We start from the raw sequence: 9,724 nt of genomic DNA, 5'->3' as shown, positions 1-9,724 counted from the left end.
GAACCCGTCCGTCTTCAACGCCAGATCGATCCTCCGTGCGTCATCCGGTTTCGGCAGGCGCCGCCCCGCCTCCCAGTGGCTGATCAGCGTTGGAGCCCACCAGGCCGGCCGCGCCGCCGCCTGGTCCGCCGCGCTGCGGCGGACCCCCGTCTCGCTGTGGAACGACGACATATCCGACTGGGCCGCCGCTCAGACGTACTACGCGATCCTCGCCCTGCTGCCCGCACTGCTGGTCACCGTCTCCGTCATCGGGCTGGCCAGTCCCGGCGCCACGGCCGCGCTGATCGCGGACATCACGGCCTTCGCCCCGGCGGAGTCCGGCGCGGCGTTGCGGCAGCCGCTGCTGGCCGCAACCGAGCAGCGCGCCGCGGGCTGGGTCCTGGTCGCCACCGGCAGCGTCAGCGCGGTCTGGTCGGCCTCCAGCTACCTCGCGGTCTTCCGCCGGGCCCTGCACGCCATGCACCACGAGCGCGACACCCGGCCCGCGCTGCGCAACGCCCACACCATCGTCGCCTCGGCGATCGGGCTGCTCCTCCTGATGCTGACCAGCGCGTTCGTGCTGGTGCTCACCGGGCCGCTGGCCCGTTGGGCGGCCCGCCGGATCGGGCTCGCGGAAGCGGGACAGACCTTGTGGTGGTTCCTCAAGTGGCCCGTTCTGCTGGTGCTGGTCACCTGTCTCATCACCGTCCTCTTCAGGACGGGACCGCGTTCGGTGCGCGGTACGCGGCAGGGGCTGCCCGGCGGGGTGCTCGCGGCCGTGCTCTGGCTCGTCGCCTCCGCGGGATTCGCGCTCTACGCGACGCACGTCGGCGCCTACAGCCGGCTGTACGGCTCGCTCGCCGGGCTCGTCGTCTTTCTCATCTGGGTCTGGTTCACCAACCTGGCCCTGCTGGCCGGAGCGCAGTTCAACGCCGAGCTGGCGGCGGAGCGGAGAGCCCGCGGCGTACGTCCGACAGTGCCGCCGCAAGGGTCCGGCGACGGGTCCGGCGAGGAGCTCTGACCGGTCGCTGAGGGGCCCTCGCCGGGACGTGTGGAGCGGTGACCCGAGGACCTTGTGGGAGCGCTCCCAAGGTGGCATGCTCCCCGCCATGGGACAGCTCGCGTACATACGCTCCTACCGCCCCGGCGACCGCGCCGCGCTCGCCGACATCTGTGTCCGGACCGCCGACAACGGTGGTGACTCCCGGCATCTGTACGCCGATCAGGAGCTGATGCCCTCGCTGTTCGCCGCACCGTACGCGTACCTCGAACCCGACCTGGCGTTCGTACTGGACGACGGCTCGGGTCAGGCGGTCGGATACGTCCTGGGCACGGCCGACACCACGGCGTTCGCCGCCGCCTTCCGGGAGCGCTGGCTGCCGTTGGTGGCCGGCCGGTTCCCGGCCTCCGGCGAACCGCCCACCACGCCGACCGAGGAGATGGTCGCGCTCCTGCACCGCCCCGAGCACATGCTCGGCCCGCAGGTCGCCGACTACCCCGCCCATCTGCACATCGACCTCCTGCCGCCCTGGCAGCGCAAGGGCCACGGACGGGAACTGATGCGCGCGTTCCTCGACGCCCTGCGCGCCAAGGGGGTCGCCGACGTGTACCTCTCGATGCTGACGGCGAACAAGCCGGCCAGGCTCTTCTACGACCGGCTCGGGTTCCACGAGATCGACGTGCCCGACCCCGGGGTGCTGACCTACCTGGGCCGGAGCACCGACAGCGCCGGGCTGTAGGGCGGCGCGGGGGCGCGGGGCCTGCCGGGTCACGGGGCGGTGCGGTACCCGGCCACGATCGGCATCGTCTCCCGCAGCACCCGGGCGCTGTCGTTGGCCGTGTTCCCGAGGCGCCTGCCCTTCCACGTGCCCTCGGCACTGGAGAAGCGACTGACGCGGTGGCAGTCGTCACCGCAGGCGGACCGGTAGGCCATGATCGTGTAGTACTCCCGGTCCTCGGTGACCCAGCCGGTGTTGTACGGGCGGGTGCTGCTGACCTCCATGGCTCCCTCGGACCCGTCGGCGAGCGTCGTACGGTCGTGGGCCAGGCCCAGGTTGTGGCCGATCTCATGGCTGGCCGAGTCGAGTGCGATGCCCTGGACGTCCACCACCGCGTAGGCGTACGCGTCCGAGGACGCGGTCAGGTCCGGGGTGTAGTCCCCGGTGCCGCCACCCCGCCCGGACGCGTCCACCACGAGCGTCACGAGGTCGGTGCCGTAACGGTCGCGGCGCTGCCGGGCCTTCGGCCCCAGGGCGGGGTCGTCACCCTCGCGGAGCCCGTCGTAAGCGGGGTCGAACTCGTCGGAACCCTCGTACCCCTTCGCCGTGTACGGGTGGACGATCCGGATGGAGCCGCAGACCCCGCTCGCGAGCAGGGACTGGTTCATGCGGGTGGCGATCTCCTGGGCCGAGACCTGTACCCGGTGTGCGCCGCCCACGGCCGCCGCGGCCTTCGGCGTGTACACGGCCAGTACGTCGACCACCGGGCAGCGGCCGGCCGGCCGGGCCCCCGCCGCCCGGGTGATGCTCGACGCGGTCTCGTGGGCGGGTCTGCCCGCCGACGGTGCGAGGCCGAGTGCGGCGACGAGGGGCAGGGACAGGGCCACCTTGAAAGCGGTCGCGGGCATGGGCGCATCCTTCCGTCCGGGCGGGGTGAGCCGGTCGCCAACAGTGTTTCTTGATCGGCGCGGGACGAAACGGGGCGACCGGACCCGCCCCGCCCGGTTCGGCGGGGGCCGACGCGCCCGAAGCGGTGCAAGTGGAGTGCGCGGTAAGGGAGTCGGAGCCGTACCCGTGCTGCTGGGAGCCGTCCGGGGGGGCGCGCCCGCCGCCGGGCCGAAGGGTGAGGGGTGCGGTGGCGAGGAGTTGGGCAGGTACATCTGTGCGAAGGGGTAGGGCTGAGCGGACGGCGGATCGAGGGGTGGGAACGTGGCGGAACAGAGCGGGTGGCACTTCTCGGACGACCGGGGCCGGGTGTCGGAGGCGGACCGGCGTCCCTCGCGGGTGCTGGCGTACGTCCAGGCGGGCGCCACCCTGTGGGACTTGGGCGTCCGGCCCCGGGGCGTCTTCGGCTCCGGCCACGACGGCGCCGGACTCGACCCGGCGAAGGCGGGTGAACTCCCGCCGGACGAGGTGGTCTACGTGGGGGCGGGGACCGCTCTCGACGTGGACACCCTGCTGCGGGACGCCCCGGACCTGGTGGTGGCCGTCAGCTACGGCGGGGGCCAGGTGTACGGACTCGACCCCGACACCGCCAAGCACCTTGAGGAAGCGGTTCCGGTCGTCGTGATCGACGTCGGCCCCTCGCGCACGCTGGCCGGGACCTGCGAGCGCTTCGCGGAGCTGGCGCGCTCGCTCGGAGCGGCCGGACCCTCCCTCGCGGAGGAGGAACTGGAAGCCGCGCGGGCCCGGCTGCGCGACGCCGCTCCGGCCGGCGCGGTCCCGGTGGTGGCGCTCTCCCCGGCCGACCAGGACCAGGCGTACGTCGCCCGGCCCGCCCTGTGGCCGGAACTGGCGGCCCTGGACGAGCTGGGCGTCGGCCTCGTCGACCCGCCCCCGGGCCCCGGCGTCAACTGGCACACCGCGCCCTGGGCCGAGGTGGCCGCGCTCGCTCCCCGCATCCTGCTGACCGACGTCCGGGTCAACGCGGCACCGCTGAGCGGCCTCCGCGACCAGCCGGACTGGGCGGCGCTGCTCGACGCCGGGACGCTCGTGGTGCCGTGGAACCCGGAACCGCTGTACAGCCCCCACGCGCACGCCCGCTTCCTCTCGACGGTCGCCGACGCCCTGGAATCCGTGCGCGAGGACTGATCGAGTGCCGTCACGCGGACGGCGGGAGCCCGGCCCCTCGGGAACGCAGGTGCCGGGCTCCGTCGTGCGTGCGGCGGCCGTTCACCGGCCGGGCGGTCAGCCGACGGCGACCCAGGGCCCGTAGGGATCGCCCGGGACCTGGTTGCGGCTGTACCACTTCGCCCGGTACGTCCTGCCCTGGTAGACGGCGACGTCGTCGGTCCGGAAGATCCTCGACGCGGTCCAGACGGCGGTGCCGTCCTCGGTGAGGGCGATCTCCTGCCAGGGGCCGTACGGGTCGCCGGGCGTCTGGTTCCGGGTCCACCAGGACGCCTGGTAGAGGGCGCCGCCGTAGCTCACCGTGTCGCCGGTGTCGTAGACCTCCGCGGGGCTCCAGGCCGTCGGCGGAACGCCGACGATCTCGACGAGGGCGGGCAGGGTCGCGGTGAATCCCCACTCGTCCGTGGCCGTCACGGTGACCGGATAGCGGCCGGGCGTCGCGGACTTGACTGCCGTCAGGTCCGCGCGGACGGTGCCCGGGACGTCGAGCACCGGCTTCAGCCGGGCCAGCACGGCGGCCTCGTCCACGGTGTCGCCCGCGGTGAAGACGGCCGTCGCGGCCGACAGGACCAGACCGGGACGCGGAGCGACGCGCACCGTCACCGCCACCGGGTCGGAGGTGTAGCGGCCGTGGACGGCGGTGATCAGGACGGTGTACCAGCCGGGCTCGGCGAAGTCGACGCCGGAGAGGTCGGCCCGCAGGACCGCCTCGGCCGGGTCGGCGGTGGCCCCCGCGTCGGCGAGGAACGCGGCGGCGTCCACCGGCCCGTGCCCGGCCTGGTAGGCGACGGTGTGCTTGTCCACCGAGACGACCGGAAGCTCCGGGGCGGGGGCGGTGTCACTCTCGCCGAGGGTGAAGGTGGTGACGGCGGCGGCGTGGTCGCTCGCCCAGGAGTTGTCCGCCACGTCGTCCTCGGAGGGCCAGCCGACGGTCAGCGCGTGCGCCTCGTCGAGGTGCAGGCCGTCGCCCCGGTACCAGACGTAGTCGACGCGGTCCTGCGGCTCGTCCTTGCCGTTGGCGTTGCCGGAGGTGACCGGGGACCAGGTGTTCCCCGGGTCGGATTCCGGGTCGGGGTTGGCGACACGGTAGGAATCGGTCAGACCGAGGTCCGCGAAGACGTCCGGCACCGGCCAGTCCACCGCCCCGGCATCGCAGTGCGAGCCGCCGGCGGACTCGGTCCAGTCGGCGGCCGAGGGGGATGCCAGGTCACCGAGGAGCAGAACCGGGGTGTCGCCCGGGAGGTCGGCCGCCATCTCCTGCGCCACGGCGCGGGCCTGGGCGTAACGCGTGGTGGTCAGTTCGTGCGCCGCGAGATCGGTGGCCGCGTCGAAGCAGGCCCGGTAGGGGCCGTAGTCGGTCTCGTCGAGATGAGTGTTCCAGACCCGCACCGGGGTGCCGGCCACGTCCAGGGTGACGGCGGCGGCCGGGGCCGTACCGGTCGGGGCGACCCGGTCCGCGTCGGCGATCGGGTAGGCGGAGACGATGCCCAGATCGCCCGAGGCGTAGACGTCCCAGCCAAGGGCGGCGCCGACCTCGCGGGCCATCGCCGCGCCGCCGTCCTGGAACCCGGCCAGCGTGATGCCCTGGGTGGCGATCACGGCGACGTTCTTGGCGACCGCGTCGGTGACGTGGCTGCCGCCGTCCCAGGCGTTCCAGGACGCGCTCTGCAGCTGCGGGGCCGCACCCGCCGCCGAGACCGGGACCTGGAGGAGGATGTCGGCGGTGGTCGTGCCGTCGGTCGCCTCCACGGTGAGCGCGCCCTCGTCCTGCGGGACCTCGGCGGGGGCGGTGCCGGTGACGACGCCGTCGGCGTCCACGTCCAGCCAGGAGTCACCGGAGACCTTGCGGAACACGGTCCCGGCCCCGCCCGGCCGCGTCCAGCCCGTCTTCCACAGTCCGGCGAGCGGCTGGCGTACGACGGTGGAGACGGGCGCGGCGGGCAGCCGGAACGTGTCGGTCATGAAGCCGGTGGTGCCGAGCGGGGCCAGCTTGGTGAGCCGGAGATCGTCGAAGGAGACCGTCGCGGAGTCCAGGTACAGGCCCGTCACACCCGTGGCGGTGCGGGGGAGCGCCACACCCGCGAGGGCGAGCCGGTCGTCGACGTAGAAGTTGGCGGTGGTGCCGTGCACCTCCAGTGCGAGGCGCGCGTCGGTGCCGGTGCCCAGGGCGGCGCCGAGGGGTGCGGCGGCGAGGGCCGAGGTCGTGGTGGGCGACTGGACGAAGGCGCGGACGCCGTCGGCCGCCGTGGTGCCGCTGCGGACCGCGAACGCCGGGTAGGGGCGTACCCCGTCGACGGGGGTGTCCGCGATCAGCGCGAACCACGGGTCGTCCGGCCGGAGCACGCTGTCGAAGCGCGCGGTGGTCTCCAGGAGGTAGTCGTCCAGATGCGGCCCGAAGGTCAGTACCGGCTGGTCGCCGGCGGCGGGGGAGCGGCCGGTCAGCCGTCCGTCGGCCACGGTCCAGAGCTCCGATCCGGCGGCCTGGTTCCAGCAGTCGAGCGCGTCGGACCCGGTGAAGTCCTCGTCCAGGACGACGGTGCCCGCCGGAGCGCCGGCGGCGCCTTCGACGCCGTCGTCGTAGGCGCCGCAGTCGGGCGCCCCGGCGGGCGGGGCGCCGTTCGCGGCGGAGAAGGCGGCGATCTGATCGGCCGTGAGCGCACCGGTCCAGACGTCGGCGGTGGAGATGCTGACGGGCGACGGGGTCTCGATACCACCGGCGGACGCCGAGTCGGCGCCCAGCGTCCAGTTCTGCGCGCCGGACGCGGGGACGGTGAGCGCACCCGGCGCCGCCGTGGCCGAGGCGAGCACGCCGTCCACGTACAGCTTGACGCTCTGGCCGTCCCAGGTGGCCACCGCGTCGTACCAGCGGCCGGCGACGATCGGGGCGTGGGTGTACTTGTAGCCGCCGGCGTTCACCGAGAACGCCAGCTGCCCGCTGTCGATCTGGAGGTCGGCCCCGCCCGACTGGGCGTTCGAGCAGATCGCCTTCTGCCCGGTGGCCGGGACCGTCGCGCCGTTCCAGCGGAAGCGGCACCCGACGGTGAACCCGCCGGTGAGCTTGGACCACTGGACGGCGAACGGATAGGAGTAGGCGTCCGAGGTGCCGTTGAAGGTGGCCACCGGCTTGCCGGCGCCCGGGTCGCTGGTGATCTGCGGTGCGCCCTTGACCACGGGCGCGAGTCGCTGGGCGCGGTCGGCCGGGGTGCGGTCGGCGAAGTCGACGTCGAGGACGTCCGGGGAAGGCACCTCGCCGGACGTCGTAGCGGTCGCGGTGGCCTGCGGGGCGGGCGTCGCCGCCGCCGCGGGCCCCGCGAGCAGGGTGGTGGGGGTGAGCAGCAGGACCAGGACGGCCGCCAAGCGGGCGGCGTGGTGACGGGTGCGCGTTCTCATGTTCTCGCTCCTCAGACCGTCGCCACGCGACCGGCGTACCGCTGGGTCCAGCCGGTACCGGTGTCGGCGGTGACGACGACGTCGTAGTACCCGAGCCGGGTCGGCCAGTCGACGGTGGTGGCGGCCCCGCCGGCGACGCTGTACGTCTGGGTGGCGCCGAGGTGGTCGTGGGCGGTGAGGGTGTAGCGGACCGGCTTGGTGCCGTCGTTGCGCAGGGTGAGGCGTACCCCGGCCTCCTTGCCGGGCACCAGCTCGGTGTCCACGCGGGGTACGGGGATGTTCTTCTGCGTGGCGGGGATGATCTGGCCGGCGAAGGAGCGTACGAAGCCGTCGGGGCCGTACACGGAGAAGGCGTACTTCCCGTCGGTCTTGCGCGCGTCCCAGGTGTGCGTGCGCGGGGCAGCGGCGGAGACCGTGTAGGGGGTGTTGGCGAACGGCAGGTACTTGTCGGGGAAGGCCTGGAGGCTGACCGCCTTGCCGTCCGGGCCGCCCGCCAGCGTCATGGTGGCGGTCACCGTGCCCGCCGAGCGGTTCTCGGTGAGCGTGGCGTGCGGGTGGAAGGACAGTCCGCGCGGCTTCATCCGGTCCGCGGACAGCGGCGGGGGCGTGCCGTTCACCGGGTCGGCAATGTCGGCGGGGCCCGGCTGCGGGTGGGCGAAGTCGATGGCGCTGGTCAGGTCGCCGGAGACGGAGCGCCGCCAGTCGGAGATGTTCGGGCAGGTGAAGGGCTTGCCGAGGTGGGCGGCCCAGGTCTCCAGGAACTTCACCGTCGAGGTGTGGTCGAAGACCTCGGAGGCGACGTAACCGCCGCGCGTCCACGGCGAGACCAGCAGCATCGGCACCCGCGGGCCGAACCCGTAGGGCGTGGTGCCGGAGAACTCGCCCGCCGTGCCGGCCTCCGGGCGCGGTGGCAGGACGTGGTCGAACTTCCCGTCGTTCTCGTCGTAGGTGATGATCACCAGGGTGTGGTCCCAGATGTCGGCATTGTTCTGGAGGGTGCGCAGCACCTTGTCCATGTAGCGCTCGCCGTGCACCGTGTCGAAGTTGGGATGCTCGCTCCAGGCGGCCGGCATGACGATCCAGGAGACCTCCGGCAGCGGGTGCTCCGCGCCGGGCTCGCAGGCGGCGGAGAGGTCCCGCAGGACCGCTTCGAGGTTCGCGTCGGAGTCGTCGTTCGGCGTGGTCGCCCCGGAGTACAGGAAGGAGTTGGCCTTCCAGACCTTGCCGGTGCCCGGCTCCAGGTCCTCGGGTGAGGCCGAGCGGGGGTCGAAGGCCCGGAAGCTGTTGGTGACGTTGCAGCCGTAGTCGCCGACGAAGCCGCCCTGCAGCGCGCCGCCGAGGCCGTTGCCACTGTTGTCGCTGTAGACCCGCCAGTCGATGCCGGCCTGCTGGAGCTGCTCGGGCACGGTCAGCCAGCCGCGGCTGTAGTCGTTCTGACCGGCGTTGGAGGTCTCGCCGTGGGAGGTACCGGTCATCAGGTAGTAGCGGTTGGGGATCGTCGGGCCGTGCAGCGAGCAGAAGTTCATGTCGCAGACGGTGTACTGGCTCGCCAGCGAGTACATCCACGGCATGTGGTCGGGGGTGTAGTAGCGCATGCAGCCGGCGCCCTTGTCCTGCACCCAGGTGTTCCAGCGGCCTTCGTTCGCGCCGTAGAAGTTGTGGTTGTCGCCCCAGGTCGCGGTCGAGGCGGACGGCGCGACGACGGTGCCGTCCGCGTCGCGCTGCTGGAAGACGCTCGTGCCGTCCTGGAAGGTCAGCGCCTGCTTGTCGTCGTGGCCGCGCACACCGGGGAGCTTGCCGAGGTAGTGGTCGAAGGAACGGTTCTCCTGCATCAGGATCACCACGTGCTTCAGGTCCGAGATGTCACCCTTGTAGCCTGCGGGCAGGACGTACTCGGCCGCTGCGGCGGTGGGCGCTTCGGCGGCCTGGACGGCGGAGCCGGTGGCGAGCGCGCCGAACGCGACGGCGGCACCGCGCAGCATCGACCGCCGGGAGAGCCGGAGTCCGGCGGCGGCCCCGGACACGGTTTCTGCGGGCGCCTGGCCGGCGGGATCCGGAGCGGAGGGACCCCGCACGGCGAATTCGGGCTCCGCGAAAGCCTGTTCCGGGGAGAGGAGATCGGCGAGCGGTGTCTCGGCCGTGGTGAGCGTCATCAAGAGCCTCCGGGGGGAGAGGGGTTCGGTGGTGCGCGCACATCGCCGCGCAGCCGGCCGGCCGGCAAGGACCACGCCCCTGCGGTCGTCCTCTCCCCGGGCCGGAGGACCGGTGGCACCGGTGCCGGGACGACGTGCGCACGGGCCCGGACCGGGCAGGCCGCGGACGGGACCGATCCACGATGTGTGCTCGCGAGAACGTAGTGGCGTGAGATGAATTCCCGGCGACCGCACGCGGATGACCGGCACACCGGCCGGTGATGATCTTGCAGTGGCGGTGTGTGTCGCGTGCCGTCGGCCGCGTGGCGCGTCGGCGGCACGGCGGGCTGCCTCCGCACCGGCGGGCCCGGAGGC

6 protein-coding genes are annotated in these 9,724 nt (G+C 73.2%); 3 read left to right on the top strand and 3 right to left on the bottom strand.

The features are described from left to right. Positions 1 to 79 precede the first annotated feature (79 nt). Positions 80 to 1,000 carry a YihY/virulence factor BrkB family protein gene (locus ACWD3D_RS27630; RefSeq protein WP_451463500.1) on the top strand — a complete coding sequence of 307 codons (921 nt, stop codon included), beginning with the start codon at positions 80 to 82 and terminating at the stop codon, positions 998 to 1,000. Positions 1,001 to 1,088: 88 nt separating this feature from the next. Next, entirely contained in the window at positions 1,089 to 1,718 is a 630-nt protein-coding gene (locus ACWD3D_RS27625) for a GNAT family N-acetyltransferase (protein ID WP_451463499.1), read from the top strand. A 29-nt stretch (positions 1,719 to 1,747) separates the two neighbouring features. Here the strand turns inward: ACWD3D_RS27625 and ACWD3D_RS27620 are convergent, their stop codons facing one another. Further along, on the bottom strand, positions 1,748 to 2,605 hold the full coding sequence (locus ACWD3D_RS27620) for a M12 family metallo-peptidase (protein ID WP_451463498.1): 858 nt from the start codon (positions 2,603 to 2,605) through the stop codon (positions 1,748 to 1,750). A 301-nt stretch (positions 2,606 to 2,906) separates the two neighbouring features. On the opposite strand from ACWD3D_RS27620, the gene ACWD3D_RS27615 reads away from it, so the two are divergent. Further along, complete coding sequence (locus ACWD3D_RS27615; RefSeq protein WP_451463497.1) at positions 2,907 to 3,788, top strand: ABC transporter substrate-binding protein; 882 nt, start codon at positions 2,907 to 2,909, stop codon at positions 3,786 to 3,788. A gap of 96 nt (positions 3,789 to 3,884) precedes the next feature. Here ACWD3D_RS27615 and ACWD3D_RS27610 read toward each other — a convergent pair whose 3' ends face one another. Together ACWD3D_RS27610 and ACWD3D_RS27605 are read right to left on the bottom strand one after the other, a co-directional pair. Beyond that, complete coding sequence (locus tag ACWD3D_RS27610; RefSeq protein ID WP_451463496.1) at positions 3,885 to 7,217, bottom strand: LamG-like jellyroll fold domain-containing protein; 3,333 nt, start codon at positions 7,215 to 7,217, stop codon at positions 3,885 to 3,887. A gap of 11 nt (positions 7,218 to 7,228) precedes the next feature. Beyond that, positions 7,229 to 9,370 carry an alkaline phosphatase family protein gene (locus ACWD3D_RS27605; RefSeq protein ID WP_451463495.1) on the bottom strand — a complete coding sequence of 714 codons (2,142 nt, stop codon included), beginning with the start codon at positions 9,368 to 9,370 and terminating at the stop codon, positions 7,229 to 7,231. Between the last annotated feature and the right edge of the window lie 354 nt (positions 9,371 to 9,724).

It is taken from the genome of Streptomyces sp. NPDC002690 (assembly GCF_053592415.1).
Note: the sequence above shows the minus strand (reverse complement) of the source record. Positions and strands in the feature narration are given on the sequence as shown.

Excerpts from the sequence above, each read along its gene's own strand:
- ACWD3D_RS27625 (WP_451463499.1), top strand. The coding sequence starts at position 1,089 with ATGGGACAGCTCGCGTACATACGCTCCTACCGCCCCGGCGACCGCGCC.
- ACWD3D_RS27620 (WP_451463498.1), bottom strand. The coding sequence starts at position 2,605 with ATGCCCGCGACCGCTTTCAAGGTGGCCCTGTCCCTGCCCCTCGTCGCC.
- ACWD3D_RS27610 (WP_451463496.1), bottom strand. The coding sequence starts at position 7,217 with ATGAGAACGCGCACCCGTCACCACGCCGCCCGCTTGGCGGCCGTCCTG.
- ACWD3D_RS27605 (WP_451463495.1), bottom strand. The coding sequence starts at position 9,370 with ATGACGCTCACCACGGCCGAGACACCGCTCGCCGATCTCCTCTCCCCG.